Source organism: Pseudomonas sp. Pc102 (assembly GCF_018408275.1).
Taxonomy (GTDB): Bacteria; Pseudomonadota; Gammaproteobacteria; order Pseudomonadales; family Pseudomonadaceae; genus Metapseudomonas; species Metapseudomonas tohonis.
In genome coordinates, this window is sequence record NZ_AP021905.1 from 2,820,283 (window position 1) to 2,835,166 (window position 14,884).

15 protein-coding genes are annotated in these 14,884 nt (G+C 62.9%); 3 read left to right on the plus strand and 12 right to left on the minus strand.

The genetic code is table 11. The features are described from left to right. Window positions 1–108 precede the first annotated feature (108 nt). The 10 genes from PHLH3_RS13195 to PHLH3_RS13240 form a co-directional block, all read right to left on the minus strand. Entirely contained in the window at window positions 109–711 is a 603-nt protein-coding gene (locus PHLH3_RS13195) for a murein L,D-transpeptidase catalytic domain family protein (RefSeq protein WP_213629762.1), read from the minus strand. A 165-nt stretch (window positions 712–876) separates the two neighbouring features. Beyond that, complete coding sequence (locus PHLH3_RS13200; RefSeq protein WP_111262136.1) at window positions 877–2,472, minus strand: isocitrate lyase; 1,596 nt, start codon at window positions 2,470–2,472, stop codon at window positions 877–879. A 486-nt stretch (window positions 2,473–2,958) separates the two neighbouring features. Then, entirely contained in the window at window positions 2,959–3,768 is an 810-nt protein-coding gene (locus tag PHLH3_RS13205) for a secretin N-terminal domain-containing protein (protein ID WP_213629764.1), read from the minus strand. After that, complete coding sequence (locus PHLH3_RS13210) at window positions 3,765–4,394, minus strand: histone acetyltransferase HPA2 (RefSeq protein ID WP_213629766.1); 630 nt, start codon at window positions 4,392–4,394, stop codon at window positions 3,765–3,767. The genes PHLH3_RS13205 and PHLH3_RS13210 overlap by 4 nt, the downstream gene beginning before the upstream one ends. Window positions 4,395–4,402: 8 nt before the next feature. Continuing rightward, entirely contained in the window at window positions 4,403–4,828 is a 426-nt protein-coding gene (locus PHLH3_RS13215) for a GNAT family N-acetyltransferase (protein ID WP_111262139.1), read from the minus strand. Beyond that, window positions 4,821–5,987, minus strand: a complete 1,167-nt coding sequence (locus tag PHLH3_RS13220; protein WP_213629768.1) for a cupin domain-containing protein — start codon at window positions 5,985–5,987, stop codon at window positions 4,821–4,823. The genes PHLH3_RS13215 and PHLH3_RS13220 overlap by 8 nt, the downstream gene beginning before the upstream one ends. Before the next feature lie 60 nt (window positions 5,988–6,047). Continuing rightward, entirely contained in the window at window positions 6,048–7,418 is a 1,371-nt protein-coding gene (gene purB / locus PHLH3_RS13225) for an adenylosuccinate lyase (RefSeq protein WP_213629770.1), read from the minus strand. Window positions 7,419–7,523: 105 nt separating this feature from the next. Further along, the gene (hflD, locus tag PHLH3_RS13230) at window positions 7,524–8,144 is read right to left on the minus strand and encodes a high frequency lysogenization protein HflD (RefSeq protein WP_213629772.1); all 621 of its coding nucleotides are present in this window, start codon (window positions 8,142–8,144) and stop codon (window positions 7,524–7,526) included. Further along, window positions 8,141–9,259: a tRNA 2-thiouridine(34) synthase MnmA gene (gene mnmA, locus PHLH3_RS13235; protein WP_213629774.1), complete on the minus strand. Its 1,119-nt coding sequence runs from the start codon at window positions 9,257–9,259 to the stop codon at window positions 8,141–8,143. Before mnmA ends, hflD begins: the two co-directional genes overlap by 4 nt. 61 nt (window positions 9,260–9,320) lie before the next feature. Further along, window positions 9,321–9,767: an NUDIX hydrolase gene (locus PHLH3_RS13240; protein ID WP_213629776.1), complete on the minus strand. Its 447-nt coding sequence runs from the start codon at window positions 9,765–9,767 to the stop codon at window positions 9,321–9,323. A gap of 321 nt (window positions 9,768–10,088) precedes the next feature. Between PHLH3_RS13240 and icd the strand changes: the two genes are divergently transcribed. Further along, complete coding sequence (icd, locus tag PHLH3_RS13245) at window positions 10,089–11,345, plus strand: NADP-dependent isocitrate dehydrogenase (RefSeq protein ID WP_111262145.1); 1,257 nt, start codon at window positions 10,089–10,091, stop codon at window positions 11,343–11,345. Window positions 11,346–11,410: 65 nt separating this feature from the next. On the opposite strand, the gene cspD is transcribed toward icd, so the two are convergent. Continuing rightward, window positions 11,411–11,677 carry a cold shock domain-containing protein CspD gene (cspD, locus tag PHLH3_RS13250; protein ID WP_111262174.1) on the minus strand — a complete coding sequence of 89 codons (267 nt, stop codon included), beginning with the start codon at window positions 11,675–11,677 and terminating at the stop codon, window positions 11,411–11,413. Window positions 11,678–11,906: 229 nt separating this feature from the next. Between cspD and clpS the strand changes: the two genes are divergently transcribed. Together clpS and clpA are read left to right on the plus strand one after the other, a co-directional pair. After that, window positions 11,907–12,269 carry an ATP-dependent Clp protease adapter ClpS gene (gene clpS / locus PHLH3_RS13255; protein WP_213629778.1) on the plus strand — a complete coding sequence of 121 codons (363 nt, stop codon included), beginning with the start codon at window positions 11,907–11,909 and terminating at the stop codon, window positions 12,267–12,269. Window positions 12,270–12,298: 29 nt separating this feature from the next. Continuing rightward, window positions 12,299–14,569: an ATP-dependent Clp protease ATP-binding subunit ClpA gene (gene clpA, locus PHLH3_RS13260; protein ID WP_173174271.1), complete on the plus strand. Its 2,271-nt coding sequence runs from the start codon at window positions 12,299–12,301 to the stop codon at window positions 14,567–14,569. A 60-nt stretch (window positions 14,570–14,629) separates the two neighbouring features. On the opposite strand, the gene infA is transcribed toward clpA, so the two are convergent. Continuing rightward, window positions 14,630–14,848, minus strand: coding sequence for a translation initiation factor IF-1 (gene infA / locus PHLH3_RS13265; RefSeq protein ID WP_016492441.1), 219 nt, complete (start codon window positions 14,846–14,848; stop codon window positions 14,630–14,632). Window positions 14,849–14,884: the final 36 nt, after the last annotated feature.

The window sequence follows — 14,884 nt, forward strand, 5'->3', positions numbered from 1 at the left end:
TCTCCATACGGGCGAATCGGCGGAGACTTGACGCTACGGCCTCAAGGCGACGGAACTGTGACAGGGCGATGGGCGTGGTGCCTTATGTGCGGTGCCGCACAAAACGCTTCAGGGTGTCCCGGATGATACGGGCGTCGGCCGGATGGCGAAGATCAGTGCGCCGCCGCGGAGCGCTTCGATCACCTGGTCGCGGTCGCCGCCGGAAAGCACCAGGCAGCCGAAACTGCGCCCGGCCACGCCGTGCTGGCGGATGAACCTGTCTTCCATGTAGTCCATGGCGTGGATGACGATGGCGCGCTGCATGGCCTTGTCGTTGCTCGGGTCCAGCCCGGCCAGGCGCATCGACAGGCCGTGGCCGGGCTGTTCGCTCCGGTAGACCTCGCCGGTGCGGTAGGCGCCGAGGGCGGAGGCGTGGCTTTCCGGTTCGTTGGAGAAGCGCTCGGCGTAGCCGTCGTGGTCGGCATCCGAGCCCTTGCCATGGGCCACGCGGTAGCTCGCCAGCAGCTCGTGGGTGTCGCGGTCGTATAGAAGGAAGCGCTTCTGGTCGGAGCGCTGGGAGTAGTCGACCACGGCGAAGCGCGGGTACTCGTTGTGCTGAAGGTGGTCGAGGATGGGCTGGAGCGTGCCTGGGGTGAAGCGTTGCTCCAGGTCGCCGGCATGGGCGAGGAGGGGGAACAGGGCCAGCAGGCAGGGAATGAGCGATCTGGGCATCGGATTGAAACCGTCGGCTGTCGGCCAGAGGTAAGTTCAGACGCGCGATGGATGCAAGGCGTTCCCCCGGGGAGGTTTCGCGGAGCATAAAAAAAGCCCCGGCATCGCTGCCAGGGCTTCGAGGCATCCAGCCGACCCGAGGGTCGTGCTGGTGAACAGTTCCTATTAGTGGAACTGGTTCATGGTGTTGTCTTTACCGCTCGCCTTCAGAGCCGCTTCGCCAGCGAAGTACTCTTTGTGGTTGTCGCCGATGTCGGAGCCAGCCATGTTCTGGTGCTTGACGCAGGCGATGCCCTGGCGCAGTTCCTGACGCTGTACGCCTTTGACGTAGGCCAGCATGCCCTGGTCGGCGAAGTACCCTTTGGCCAGGTTGTCGGTGGACAGCGCGGCGGTGTGGTAGGTCGGCAGGGTGATCAGGTGGTGGAAGATGCCGGCGTGAGCCGAACCGTCGCGCTGGAAGGTGCGGATCTTCTCGTCTGCAACCTGTGCCAGTTCGGTTTCGTCGTACTCGACGCTCATCAGCTTGGCGCGGTCGTAGGCGGAAACGTCCTTGCCTTCGGCGACGAACGCGTCGAACACCTGCTGGCGGAAGTTCAGGGTCCAGTTGAAGGACGGGCTGTTGTTGTAGACCAGCTTGGCGTTCGGGATGACCTGACGGATGCGGTCAACCATGCCCTTGATCTGGCCAACGTGCGGCTTCTCGGTTTCGATCCACAGCAGGTCGGCGCCGTTCTGCAGGCTGGTGATGCAGTCCAGTACGCAGCGGTCTTCGCCAGTGCCGGCACGGAACTGGAACAGGTTGGACGGCAGGCGCTTGGGACGCAGCAGCTTGCCTTCGCGGTTGATCACCACGTCGCCGTTCTTCAGCTCGGCCGGGGTGATTTCTTCGCAATCCAGGAAGGAGTTGTACTGGTCGCCCAGGTCGCCCGGCTGCTTGGTCACGGCGATCTGCTTGGTCAGGCCGGCACCCAGGGAGTCGGTACGGGCAACGATCACGCCGTCGTCAACGCCCAGCTCGAGGAAGGCGTAGCGAACTGCGTTGATCTTGGCGAGGAAGTCTTCGTGCGGAACGGTCACTTTGCCGTCCTGGTGGCCGCACTGCTTCTCGTCGGAAACCTGGTTCTCGATCTGGATGCAGCAGGCACCCGCTTCGATCATCTTCTTGGCCAGCAGGTAGGTGGCTTCCGGGTTACCGAAGCCAGCGTCGATGTCGGCGATGATCGGAACGACGTGGGTTTCGTAGCCGTCGATCTGGGCCTGGATCTCGTCGGCCTTGACCTTGTCGCCAGCGGCGCGGGCAGCGTCCAGGGCGGTGAAGAGCAGGTCCAGTTCGCGGGCGTCAGCCTGGCGCAGGAAGGTGTAGAGCTCTTCGATCAGGCCGGAAACGGCGGTTTTCTCGTGCATCGACTGGTCCGGCAGCGGGCCGAAGTCGGAACGCAGGGCCGCGACCATCCAGCCGGACAGGTAGAGGTAGCGCTTGTTGGTGGTCTTCAGGTGCTTCTTGATGGAGATCAGCTTCTGCTGACCGATGAAGCCGTGCCAGCAGCCCAGGGACTGGGTGTAGACGGAGGCGTCGGCGTCGTATTCGGCCATGTCCTTGCGCATGATGGCCGCGGTGTACTTGGCGATGTCCAGACCGGTCTTGAAGCGGTTCTGGGCGCGCATACGGGCGACGGATTCCGGGTTGATAGCGCTCCAGCTGTTGCCTGCGGCTTCTTTCAGAGCGGCAACTGCCTTGATGTCGTTTTGATATGCGGACATGGTCAATCCTTCAAATGTGTTTGGTTGAGCACCGACTTCCCCCTGTGAGCCCTGGAAGGCATCACGGGTAGCTCACCACAGAACGTCGAGAATGTGACCGGTACGAGTAGGACACTCGAGAGGAGGGGTGACGAGACGAGCGGTACAGATGACCTCGCTGTCCGGCCTGCTCGCCTTCGGCTCGTGGATGCCTTGGCGGATCAGGTTCGGTTGGATCGTCGATCTGGCTGCTGCGTTAAACGCTTCCCCGTCCCTCAGGACAACTTCGTTCCAGTCGCAACCTCGTCGAACTGCCTTGTGGGCTGTAACAACACGGGACGGCTCGAAGGTATTGAGCGCGGCCCGGGAGCCCGTTGCAGGGCCCCTGGTTAGCGGGAGCGGGGCCATGATGCGCTTCAAACAAGTGTTCGTCAAACGTTTTGTAGTGATTTTTTCGCACTACTACATAAGTCTTAAGAACGACCGATTGGTCAGGGAAGGGGTGGGTCAGTCGAGGCTGTCGACCTTCAGGCGCATGGTCATGTTTTCGCCGCCCTGGGTGCTGCGGCGCTGCAGGAAGCCGCTGTCATCGGACTGGCTGGACTGATTGACGCCGCCGACCGTGATCCACTCGCCGAGACGACCGCTGACGCGGGTATCGGTGCTCTGCACGTCGATCACGCCGGGCTGGGACTGACTCAGACGGTCGCTGTTGCTGCTGATGCTGACGTGGACGATGTCGCCGGTGACGCTGGCGGTGACATAGAAGCCGCGGGTCACGTTGCGGTATTCGGTGTTGCTGTAGACCTGCCCGTAGGGGCCGGTGCTGGCGGTGGTGATGGGAACGCTCTGGCCGACCTGGATCAGCGCCGGGTAGCCCTCGCTGGCCTGGACCTGTTGCACGCCGCCGCCGCGGCTCTCGGTGCTGCGGCGGATGATGCGCACCTGGTCGCGGCCGCGCACCTCGCCACGCCCGGCTTCCACGTCGACGCCGCCTACGCTGGCCGAGCCGTTGACCGCATAGCCGCGGTCGTCCTGGTAATTGCTGTCGCTGGTGTCCACGGAGATCAGCAGGCGCTTGGGCGCGGTGTCCAGCTGGCCAAGGACCTTGCGCAGTTCCTGGATCTTCGCCGGCTCGGCATTGACGATCAGCTGGTTGCCGTAGGCGCTGACGCGGCCTTCGTTGCCGAGCACCGATTGCACCACGGGCATCACGTCCTCGGCGGTGCGGTAGTTGAGCGGGATCACCTCGGTCGCGGCCTGGAGCGGCAGGCTCAGGGCAAGGAGCAGGGCGGCGAGGAGCGCGCGTGGGGTCATAGCAGGAAACTCCGCAGGTCGGGATCGCTGACGCTCTGCTCCCAGGCCTGGTCGAACTGGGCCTGGCGCAGGCGGCAGCGCCCGGGGTCGTTGTACAGAGCGTAGCCGGAGAAGCTGTCCAGTTCCGGGCGCAGCAGCAGGCCGCGATCATCCACCAGCAGGTAGGCGCACTCTTCGTTGGAGTGATCGGGGTTGAGTTTGCGGATCTGGCTGTTGCTGGACAGGCGGCGCACCAGGTTGAGCAGGCGATGGCCTTCCTTTACCGGGCGCGTGACGTCACGTATCAGGATGCGCAGGCGGTTGCGCGGGTTGGCCAGGAGGAAGCGGGTGCAGGCGTCCTGGATGCTGCTGTGGTGGTAGAGCCAGGCTTCGAGGTCCGGCGTGTAGAGGCACAGGCTGCGCTGCGCCTGTTGCAGCAGGGCGAGGGCGTGGGGGCGTGCATCGTCGGGTTTGGCGAAGCGCTGCAGGTCGGTGTGTTCGCCAAGGGTGTAGGGCGCGGGCTCCCAGGGGGCCGGCTCGCGCAGATCCGGGGCCGGGTTGTGGACCTCGAAACGCCCTGGTGACTGGAATTCGATGGCCGGCAGTTCGGCATCGGGTTCTTGGTTTTCCGGGGCGTTGGGTTCCATATCGACCTCTACTGGCTGTCGCGCACCATGTCCACGTGAGGGATGCCGGCTTCGAGGAACTCGCCGCTGACGACGCGGAAGCCGTGGCGTTCATAGAAGGGGGTGGCGTGCACCTGGGCGGAGAGCATCTGCTGCTTGAGGCCGCGACGCTCCGCTTCGGCGATCACTGCTTCCAGCAGGCGGTCGCCGACCCGCAGGCCGCGCCAGTCCTTGAGCACCGAGACGCGGCCGATGTGACCATCGGGCAGCAGGCGCGCGGTGCCGATGGCGTAGTCGCGCTCCAGAGCGAGGAAGTGGACCGCGTCGACGTCTTCCGCATCCCATTCCTGCTCCGGCGCCACCGCCTGTTCGGCGATAAACACGGTTTCGCGGATGCGGCGCAGGTCGGCATTATCCTTCTGCCAATCGGCGATGCGGACGTGTATCTCACTCATCGGCAAACTCCAGACTTCCTTGCTTGACCAGTTCCCACAGAAGCTTACGCCCGTCCTCGTCGGCCAGCCATTGGCCGAGGTTGTCGATGTGCAATGCGTCGCTGGCGCAGACCAGTTTCAGCAGCTCGCGCAGGCTGCTGGGCAGCAGGCGGCTCTGGCCGCTGGCGAAGAGCACCAGGCCGATATCCACTTCGGACCAGGCCATGCGGGCGCTGGGGTTGCGGATCAGCACGGCGCCATCTTCCAGGGCGCCGACGAACTCGTCTTCTTCCACTTCGGTGCCGGCGACCAGCTCGGGATAGCGCGGCTCGGTCATGAACTGGCCGAACCAGGTCAGCAGCAGGCGTTCGTCGCTCATGTGCTCGGCCAGCAGGGCCTTGAGGCGGTCGAGGGAGTCCTGCTGGATCTGGTAGGGGTCGCTGACCGGCGCGATGTCGGCATCGCTGTAGCGTTCTTCGTCCGGGATGAACTGGGCGAGGAAGTCGGTGAAATGGGTCAGTACTTCAGCGGCGCTGGGGGCGCGGAAGCCGACCGAGTAGGTCATGCAGTCGTCCTCGGCTATGCCGAAGTGGGCCAGGCGCGGCGGCAGGTAGAGCATGTCGCCCGGCTCCAGTACCCATTCATCGGTGCCCTGGAAGTCGGCGAGGATGCGCAGGTCGGCGTGGGGCAGCAGTGGGCTCGAGGCGTCGCACATCTGGCCGATCTTCCAGCGGCGCTGGCCATGGGCCTGGAGCAGGAAAACGTCGTAGTTGTCGTAGTGCGGGCCGACACCGCCGCCGGGGGCGGCGAAGCTGACCATGATGTCGTCGATGCGCCAGCTGGGCAGGAAGCGGAAATGCTCCAGCAGTTCGGCGACTTCCGGGACGAACTGGTCGACGGACTGGACGAGGAGGGTCCAGTCCTTTTCCGGCAGGCCCTGGTAGGTGTCTTCGGAGAACGGGCCGCGACGCAGCTCCCACGGGTGCTCGCCATGTTCGATCACCAGGCGCGATTCGACTTCCTCTTCCAGGGACAGGCCGGCCAGCTCGTCGGGGGAGATGGGGCTCTCGTAGTCCGGGATGGCCTGGCGGATCAGCAGGGGTTTCTTCTGCCAGTAGTCGCGGAGGAATTCACGGGCGGAGATGCCGCCGAGGATTTGCAGGGGGAGATCGGAAGTCATGGCGGAACCTTTCAAATAAAAACGCCCGGCACAGCCGGGCGTGCAAGGGGGCGATAGCCGTCAGATACGCTTGGCCTGGGCCGCCGCGTTGCCGATGTAGGCGGCGGGGGTCAGCTTGCGCAGTTCGGCCTTGGCTTCGGCCGGCATGTCGAGGCCGTCGATGAAAGTCTGCAGCGCTTCGGGGCTGATGCCCTTGCCGCGGGTCAGTTCCTTCAGCTTCTCGTAGGGGTTTTCGATGGCGTAGCGGCGCATCACGGTCTGGATCGGTTCGGCGAGGACTTCCCAGCAGGCGTCCAGGTCGGCGGCGATGCGTGCTTCGTTCAGCTCGAGCTTGCCGATGCCCTTGAGGCTGGCTTCGTAGGCGATGACGCTGTGGGCGAAGCCGACGCCGAGGTTGCGCAGCACGGTGGAGTCGGTCAGGTCGCGCTGCCAGCGGGAGATCGGCAGCTTGCTGGCCAGGTGCTGGAACAGGGCGTTGGCGATGCCGAGGTTGCCTTCGGAGTTCTCGAAGTCGATCGGGTTGACCTTGTGCGGCATGGTCGAGGAGCCGATCTCGCCGGCGACGGTCTTCTGCTTGAAGTAGCCGAGGGAGATGTAGCCCCAGACGTCGCGATCGAAGTCGATGAGGATGGTGTTGAAGCGGGCGATGGCGTCGAACAGCTCGGCGATGTAGTCGTGCGGCTCGATCTGGGTGGTGTAGGGGTTGAAGCTCAGGCCCAGGTCACCTTCGATGAATTCGCGGGCGTTGGCTTCCCAGTCGATTTCCGGGTAGGCCGAGAGGTGGGCGTTGTAGTTGCCCACGGCGCCATTGATCTTGCCCAGCAGCGGTACGGCGGCTACCTGGGCGATCTGGCGCTCCAGGCGGTAGACGACGTTGGCCAGCTCCTTGCCCAGTGTGGTGGGGGAGGCGGGCTGGCCGTGGGTGCGGGAGAGCATCGGCACGTCGGCGAAGCGGATCGCCAGCTCACGGATGGCGTTGGCGGTCTGGCGCATCAGCGGCAGCAGCACGCCGTCGCGGCCTTCGCGCAGCATCAGGGCGTGGGACAGGTTGTTGATGTCCTCGCTGGTGCAGGCGAAGTGAATGAACTCGCTGACCTTGGCCAGTTCTGGCAGCTTGGCGGCCTGCTCCTTGAGCAGGTACTCCACGGCCTTGACGTCGTGGTTGGTGGTGCGCTCGATTTCCTTGATGCGCTCGGCGTGCTCCAGCTGGAAGTTCTCGGCCAGCTCGTTCAGCAGGGCGTTGGCTTCGGCGGAGAAGGGGGCGACTTCCGGAACGCCGGCGTGGGCGGCAAGGCGTTGCAGCCAGCGGACTTCGACCTGTACGCGGAAGCGGATCAGGCCATATTCACTGAAGATCGGGCGCAGTGCGCTGGTTTTGCCGGCGTAGCGGCCATCGACGGGGGAAACCGCGGTGAGCGAGGAGAGCTGCATGGGGCGTTCTCGGACAATCGGTCAACGAAAAGGGCGCACATCATACACGAAAACCGGCCCCGATAACGTGAGCGGGCTTGCGCCGTTCGGCGCAAGCCCGCGAATTCAGCTGCGCAGCATGGGATAGAGCTCGCCCAGCAGCTTGCGGCGGCTGAACAGCAGCTGCCAGCGATGGCCGCCGAGTTGGCGCCAGAGACGGGCGGAGCGGATGCCGGTGAGCAGCAGGGCGCGGATCTTGGCGGCATTGCTGGGTTGTTGCAGGTGGCGCATGTCGCCATGGACCTGGATGCGCTGGCGGAAGGTGCTGAGGGTGTCCTGGTAGAGACTGCCGCACGAGGCGATGACGTTGTCGTGGACGACGCCGAAGTGCTGCGTCTGCTGCTGGATCTGGTCGAGCCGGCTGCCGATCAGTTGCAGCATGTCCTCGCGCTTGTTCAGCTGGCGCTCCAGGGTCAGTAGCGATAGGGCGTAGCGCAGCGGTTCGCGCTGCAGGCTGCTGGGCTCGCGTTCCAGGGCGCTGATCAGGGCCTTGTAGCCGTCGCGCAGGTTGATGTCGTCGCCGCCATAGACGTCCAGGGTGTTCTTCGGGTCGCGAACCAGCAGGCTGCCGAGCATGCAGCCCAGCGGCGCTTCGCTGACCTGGCCGGTCTTGGCGATCTTGTCCACCAGCACGGCGGCTTCGAACACGGCGCCCAGTGCTACGAGTTGTTCCTGCAGGGGCGTCATGGGCGGCGCACCTCGGCGTCCCAGGCTTCGGCCGTTTCGATCACGCCGCCACCCAGGCAGATTTCGCCGTCATAGAAGACGACCGACTGGCCGGGCGTTACAGCCCTCTGGGGGGCGTCGAAGACTGCACGGTAGCCATTGGCGGTGCGCTCCAGGGTGCAGGCCTGGTCGCTCTGCCGGTAGCGGACCTTGGCGGTCAGGGGGCGGGGCTGGTCGAGCTCGATCGGGTTGACCCAGAAGATCTCCGAGACGAGCAGCGCGCGGGAGAACAGCCAGGGGTGTTCGTTGCCCTGGCCGACGACCAGTACGTTGCGCGCGACGTCCTTGGCCAGGACGTACCAGGGTTCGTCGCTGGCATCCTTCATGCCGCCGATGCCGAGGCCCTGGCGCTGGCCGATGGTGTGGTACATCAGGCCGTGGTGGCGGCCGATGACTTCGCCGTCGGTGGTTTCGATGTCGCCGGGCTGGGCTGGCAGGTATTGCTTGAGGAAGTCGCTGAAGCGGCGCTCACCGATGAAGCAGATGCCGGTGGAGTCTTTCTTCTTCGCGGTGGCCAGGCCGTGTTTCTCGGCGATGGCGCGGACTTCGGGCTTCTCCAGTTCGCCTACGGGGAACAGGGTGCGGGCAATTTCCTTGCCGCCGACGGCGTGGAGGAAGTAGCTCTGGTCCTTGTTCGGGTCCAGGCCCTTGAGCAGCTCGGTGCGGCTGTCGACGTCGCGGCGACGCACGTAATGGCCGGTGGCGATGAGGTCGGCACCGAGCATCAGGGCGTAGTCGAGGAAGGCTTTGAACTTGATCTCGCGGTTGCAGAGGATATCCGGGTTGGGCGTGCGGCCCGCCTTGTATTCGGCGAGGAAGTGCTCGAACACGTTGTCCCAGTACTCGGCGGCGAAGTTGGCTGTGTGCAGCTTGATGCCGATGCGATCGCACACGGCCTGGGCGTCCGCCAGGTCTTCCTTGGCGGTGCAATATTCGGTGCCGTCGTCCTCGTCCCAGTTCTTCATGAACAGGCCTTCCACCTGGTAACCCTGTTCCATCAGCAGGAGGGCGGAAACGGAAGAGTCCACGCCGCCGGACATGCCGACGATCACGCGGGTTTTGGCTGTATCGGACATAAGACTCTGGGACTGCTGCAAAAAAGAACGGGATTCTAACAGGTGCGGTCGGCTCGGGCGATCACGCCGGGTCGCGGATCAGGCTCAGGGGGAAGCGTTCTCCGGCCAGGTAGTCGTCGATGCAGCGGATGATCAGTGGGCTGCGCCATTGTTCACGGTGCGCCAGGAGCTCGTCACGGGTCAGCCAGCGTGGGCCGATGATGCCGGTGTCGAGCTCGTGCTCGGGGCGGTGGCGCAGCGGGCGTGCAGCGAAGCAGACGCGCTGGTAGGTCACGCCGTTGCTCGGCGCGGTATAGAGGTAGATGCCGGTGACGGCGGTCAACTCGACTTCCCAACCGGTTTCCTCGAGGGCTTCGCGCAGGGCGGCCTGGATGAGACTTTCGTCGGCTTCCAAGTGGCCGGCAGGCTGGTTTAATACCGCCCGGCCATCCGATATCTCCTCGACCATCAGAAAACGGCCCTGGTCTTCTACCAGGGTGGCGACTGTGACATGGGGGGTGAAGCGCATGGGATCCTCCTCGGTGGGCGGCCAATCTTAGTCATCCGCAGAGGGGGAGGCGAGAGGAGCGGCAATCCGGAAGCAAGCTGCTAGGATGAATAGCGCTTGCTCAGGTGGCCATGTGTAGCGATGTTGTAGTTTGACTACATGCACGGCTAAAGCACAGGTTTCATGCGGGTTTAACTGCCAGCCCGATCTGCATAAACAAGGAAAAGTGCGTGACTTTCTGTAGAAAAACTACAAGAATGTGCCGCCTTTCCGAGACCCAAGATCCATCCGTCGCGCCGACCGCGTGATGGTTGTCAGACCACGAGAACTACGGAGTCCAGCATGGGATACCAAAAGATCCAGGTGCCTGCTACCGGTGACAAAATCACCGTCAATGCCGATATGTCCCTGAACGTCCCGAACAACCCGATCATCCCCTTCATCGAAGGCGATGGCATCGGCGTCGACATCAGCCCAGTCATGATCAAGGTGGTAGATGCCGCCGTTGCCAAGGCCTACAACGGCACTCGCAAGATCTCCTGGATGGAAGTCTACGCTGGCGAGAAGGCCACCCAGGTCTACGATCAGGACACCTGGCTGCCGAAAGAAACCCTGGAAGCGGTACGTGACTACGTCGTTTCCATCAAAGGCCCGCTGACCACTCCGGTCGGTGGTGGCATCCGCTCCCTGAACGTGGCCCTGCGCCAGGAGCTGGACCTGTATGTTTGCCAGCGCCCCGTTCGCTGGTTCGAAGGCGTGCCCAGCCCGGTCAAGAAGCCCGGTGACGTGGACATGGTGATCTTCCGCGAGAACTCGGAAGACATCTACGCCGGCGTCGAGTGGAAAGCTGGCTCCCCTGAGGCCGAGAAGGTCATCAAGTTCCTCACCGAGGAAATGGGCGTCAAGAAGATTCGCTTCACCGAAAACTGCGGTATCGGCATCAAGCCGGTTTCCCTGGAAGGCACCAAGCGTCTCGTGCGCAAGGCCCTGCAGTACGCCGTGGACAACGATCGCAGCTCCGTGACCATCGTCCACAAAGGCAACATCATGAAGTTCACCGAAGGTGCCTTCAAAGAGTGGGGCTACGAAGTCGCGCGTGAAGAGTTCGGCGCCGAGCTGCTGGATGGCGGCCCGTGGATGCAGTTCAAGAACCCGAACACCGGCAAGAACATCGTGGTGAAAGACGCCATCGCCGACGCCATGCTGCAGCAGATCCTGCTGCGTCCGGCTGAGTACGACGTGATCGCCACCCTGAACCTGAACGGTGACTACCTGTCCGACGCCCTGGCGGCCGAGGTGGGCGGGATTGGTATCGCTCCGGGTGCCAACCTGTCCGACACCATCGCCATGTTCGAAGCGACCCACGGCACTGCGCCCAAGTACGCTGGCCAGGACAAGGTCAACCCGGGTTCGGTCATCCTCTCCGCCGAGATGATGCTGCGCCACATGGGTTGGACCGAGGCTGCCGACCTGATCATCAAGGGCACCAACGGTGCCATCGCCGCGAAGACCGTGACTTACGACTTCGAGCGCCTGATGGACGGTGCCAAGCTGGTTTCCTGCTCTGGCTTCGGCGACGCCACCATCGCTCACATGTGAGACTGATGGCGTAACGAAAAGGCCGGTCATCATGACCGGCCTTTTTTATGCCCTAAGGAATGGGCTCAAGCTTCGACCGTGCTGCCCTGGGGGAGGCTGGCAGTGGCGGCAGGTGCTTCGGAGTTTGCCGTGACCGTACTGATGTTCACGGCGTGCAGGCCTTTGGGGCCCTGGATGATATCGAAGCTTACCGGTTGGCCAGCTTTCAAGGTTTTGTAACCATCCATCTGGATGGCCGAATAATGGGCGAACAGGTCCTCATCTCGGCCGTCAGCGAGGATAAATCCATAGCCCTTGGCGTTGTTGAACCACTTGACCTTACCGCTAACCATGCTGATATCCCTCTGCAAAGGACTCCATCACTGGAGTATCATCCACTTCGACCCCGCGCCTGTTTCGACCGAATGGACGAGGGTGCGGAACCCCTGATACCCGTAGGTGGGTATCCATTGTTTGTAACACCGTTTTGCCTTTAGTCAAGGCGATGCAGCGACCAGCTGAGAAGCGGGTCAAAGTCCAAACGGCGTCTCCCTTTCGCCTATCAAGAAGCTTTATTCCAGCATGCATGCAAGCAGCCAGATTCGACTAACATTCAATCAGGATCGCCCTGAGCATCATGGGGACGACGACACGGGTCTGGTCGTCCAGGAAGCCAAGCCGATCCTTCAGGCGCCACCTATGTATAAGGTGGTCATGTTTAACGATGACTACACGCCGATGGATTTCGTCGTCGAGGTGCTTGAGGTGTTCTTCAACCACAACCGCGAGACGGCGACCAAGGTCATGCTGACCGTTCACACCGAGGGGCGGGCGGTCTGTGGGGTGTTTACACGCGATATTGCTGAAACCAAGGCTATGCAGGTGAATCAATACGCGAGAGAGAGTCAGCATCCGCTACTCTGTGAGATCGAGAAGGACGGTTAACGCCGACCGCTTGGGTATGAGGTGAAGCTATGTTAAACCGTGAGCTCGAAGTCACCCTCAATCTTGCCTTCAAGGAGGCCCGCGCCAAGCGTCATGAGTTCATGACGGTCGAGCATCTGTTGCTTGCCCTTCTTGATAACGATGCCGCTTCTGCAGTGCTGAAAGCCTGTGGTGCGAACCTGGACAAGCTGCGGCATGACCTGCAGGAATTCATTGACTCCACTACGCCGCTGATCCCCCAGCATGACGAGGACCGCGAAACCCAGCCCACGCTCGGTTTCCAGCGCGTGTTGCAGCGCGCCGTGTTCCACGTGCAGAGCTCGGGCAAGCGCGAAGTCACCGGTGCCAACGTGCTGGTGGCCATCTTCAGCGAGCAGGAAAGCCAGGCGGTATTCCTGCTCAAGCAGCAGAGCGTCGCCCGTATCGATGTCGTCAACTACATCGCCCACGGCATCTCCAAGGTGCCCGGCCATGGCGAGCAGCATGATAGCGAGCAGGAAATGCAGGATGACGAAGGTGGGGAATCCTCTTCCGCTGGGCATCCTCTGGATGCCTATGCGAGCAATCTGAACGAGCTGGCGCGCCAGGGGCGCATCGATCCGCTGGTCGGGCGCGAGGCCGAGGTCGAGCGCGTGGCGCAGATCCTTGCCCGTCGCCGCAAGAACAACCCGTTGCTGGTGGGGGAGGCGGGTGTCGGCAAGACGGCCATCGCCGAAGGCCTGGCCAAGCGCATCGTCGACAATCAGGTCCCCGACCTGCTGGCCGACAGCGTCGTCTATTCGCTGGACCTGGGGGCTTTGCTTGCCGGTACCAAATACCGTGGTGACTTCGAGAAGCGCTTCAAGGCGCTGCTGAATGAACTGCGCAAGCGTCCGCACGCCATCCTCTTCATCGACGAGATCCACACCATCATCGGAGCTGGCGCAGCCTCGGGCGGGGTGATGGATGCGTCCAATCTGCTGAAGCCGTTGCTCTCTTCCGGTGAGATCCGCTGCATCGGTTCCACGACCTTCCAGGAGTTCCGTGGCATCTTCGAGAAGGACCGCGCACTGGCGCGCCGCTTCCAGAAGGTCGATGTTACCGAGCCTTCCGTGGAGGACACCGTCGGCATCCTTCGTGGCCTGAAGGGGCGCTTCGAGCAGCACCACCACATCGAATACAGCGATGAGGCCTTGCGTGCGGCTGCCGAGCTCGCGGCGCGCTATATCAACGACCGTCATATGCCGGACAAGGCCATCGACGTCATCGACGAGGCGGGCGCCTATCAGCGCTTGCAGCCTGAAGACAAGCGTGCTCCGCGTATCGATGTTGCGCAAGTCGAGGACATCGTCGCCAAGATCGCGCGGATTCCTCCGAAGCACGTCACCAGCTCCGACAAGGAGTTGCTGCGCAACCTCGAGCGCGACCTGAAGCTGACGGTATTCGGCCAGGATGCGGCCATCGACTCCCTGTCGACTGCCATCAAGCTGTCCCGGGCAGGGCTCAAGTCGCCGGACAAGCCTGTGGGCTCCTTCCTCTTCGCCGGCCCCACCGGCGTGGGCAAGACCGAGGTCGCTCGTCAGTTGGCCAAGGCCATGGGGATCGAGTTGGTGCGCTTCGACATGTCCGAGTACATGGAGCGGCACACCGTTTCGCGCCTCATCGGTGCGCCTCCGGGGTACGTTGGTTTCGATCAGGGTGGGTTGCTCACCGAAGCCATCACCAAGATGCCGCACTGTGTCCTCCTGCTCGACGAGATCGAGAAGGCGCACCCCGAGGTCTTCAACCTGCTTCTGCAGGTCATGGACCACGGTACGCTCACCGACAATAACGGCCGCAAGGCGGACTTCCGTAACGTCATCGTGATCATGACCACCAACGCGGGGGCTGAAACCGCGTCGCGCGCCTCCATCGGCTTCACCCATCAGGACCACTCGTCCGATGCGATGGAAGTGATCAAGAAGAGCTTCACGCCGGAGTTCCGCAACCGCCTGGACACCATCATCCAGTTCGGTCGCCTCACTCACGAAACCATCAAGAACGTCGTCGACAAGTTCCTGACCGAGCTGCAGGCCCAGTTGGAAGACAAGCGCGTTCAACTGGTCGTCAGTGACGAGGCGCGCGGTTGGCTGGGTGAGCGTGGCTATGACGCGCAGATGGGGGCTCGACCGATGGCGCGCCTGATCCAGGACAAGATCAAGCGTCCATTGGCGGAGCAGATCCTCTTCGGCGAGTTGGCCGAGCACGGCGGCGTGGTCCACATCGACGTGAAGGACGATGAGCTCGAATTCGACTTCGAGACCACTGCTGAAATGGCCTGATGCTGATATGGAGAAACGCAAAAAGCCCGGCGATTGCCGGGCTTTTTGTTGTGTGCCTGATTAGCGGGCGCGGTAGGTGATGCGGCCTTTGCTCAGGTCATAGGGGGTCAGCTCGACGCGAACCTTGTCACCGGTAAGGATGCGGATGTAGTTCTTGCGCATCTTGCCGGAAATATGCGCGGTGACGACGTGCCCGTTTTCCAACTCCACGCGGAACATGGTGTTGGGCAGGGTATCGATGACAGTGCCTTCCATTTCGAAGCTGTCTTCTTTCGACATGCAGTAAAGCCCTCGGTATCAATGATTGGCCGGGTG

Excerpts from the sequence above, each read along its gene's own strand:
- PHLH3_RS13195 (WP_213629762.1), bottom strand. The coding sequence starts at position 711 with ATGCCCAGATCGCTCATTCCCTGCCTGCTGGCCCTGTTCCCCCTCCTC.
- PHLH3_RS13200 (WP_111262136.1), bottom strand. The coding sequence starts at position 2,472 with ATGTCCGCATATCAAAACGACATCAAGGCAGTTGCCGCTCTGAAAGAA.
- PHLH3_RS13205 (WP_213629764.1), bottom strand. The coding sequence starts at position 3,768 with ATGACCCCACGCGCGCTCCTCGCCGCCCTGCTCCTTGCCCTGAGCCTG.
- PHLH3_RS13210 (WP_213629766.1), bottom strand. The coding sequence starts at position 4,394 with ATGGAACCCAACGCCCCGGAAAACCAAGAACCCGATGCCGAACTGCCG.
- PHLH3_RS13215 (WP_111262139.1), bottom strand. The coding sequence starts at position 4,828 with ATGAGTGAGATACACGTCCGCATCGCCGATTGGCAGAAGGATAATGCC.
- PHLH3_RS13220 (WP_213629768.1), bottom strand. The coding sequence starts at position 5,987 with ATGACTTCCGATCTCCCCCTGCAAATCCTCGGCGGCATCTCCGCCCGT.
- purB (WP_213629770.1), bottom strand. The coding sequence starts at position 7,418 with ATGCAGCTCTCCTCGCTCACCGCGGTTTCCCCCGTCGATGGCCGCTAC.
- hflD (WP_213629772.1), bottom strand. The coding sequence starts at position 8,144 with ATGACGCCCCTGCAGGAACAACTCGTAGCACTGGGCGCCGTGTTCGAA.
- mnmA (WP_213629774.1), bottom strand. The coding sequence starts at position 9,259 with ATGTCCGATACAGCCAAAACCCGCGTGATCGTCGGCATGTCCGGCGGC.
- PHLH3_RS13240 (WP_213629776.1), bottom strand. The coding sequence starts at position 9,767 with ATGCGCTTCACCCCCCATGTCACAGTCGCCACCCTGGTAGAAGACCAG.
- icd (WP_111262145.1), top strand. The coding sequence starts at position 10,089 with ATGGGATACCAAAAGATCCAGGTGCCTGCTACCGGTGACAAAATCACC.
- cspD (WP_111262174.1), bottom strand. The coding sequence starts at position 11,677 with ATGGTTAGCGGTAAGGTCAAGTGGTTCAACAACGCCAAGGGCTATGGA.
- clpS (WP_213629778.1), top strand. The coding sequence starts at position 11,907 with ATGCATGCAAGCAGCCAGATTCGACTAACATTCAATCAGGATCGCCCT.
- clpA (WP_173174271.1), top strand. The coding sequence starts at position 12,299 with ATGTTAAACCGTGAGCTCGAAGTCACCCTCAATCTTGCCTTCAAGGAG.
- infA (WP_016492441.1), bottom strand. The coding sequence starts at position 14,848 with ATGTCGAAAGAAGACAGCTTCGAAATGGAAGGCACTGTCATCGATACC.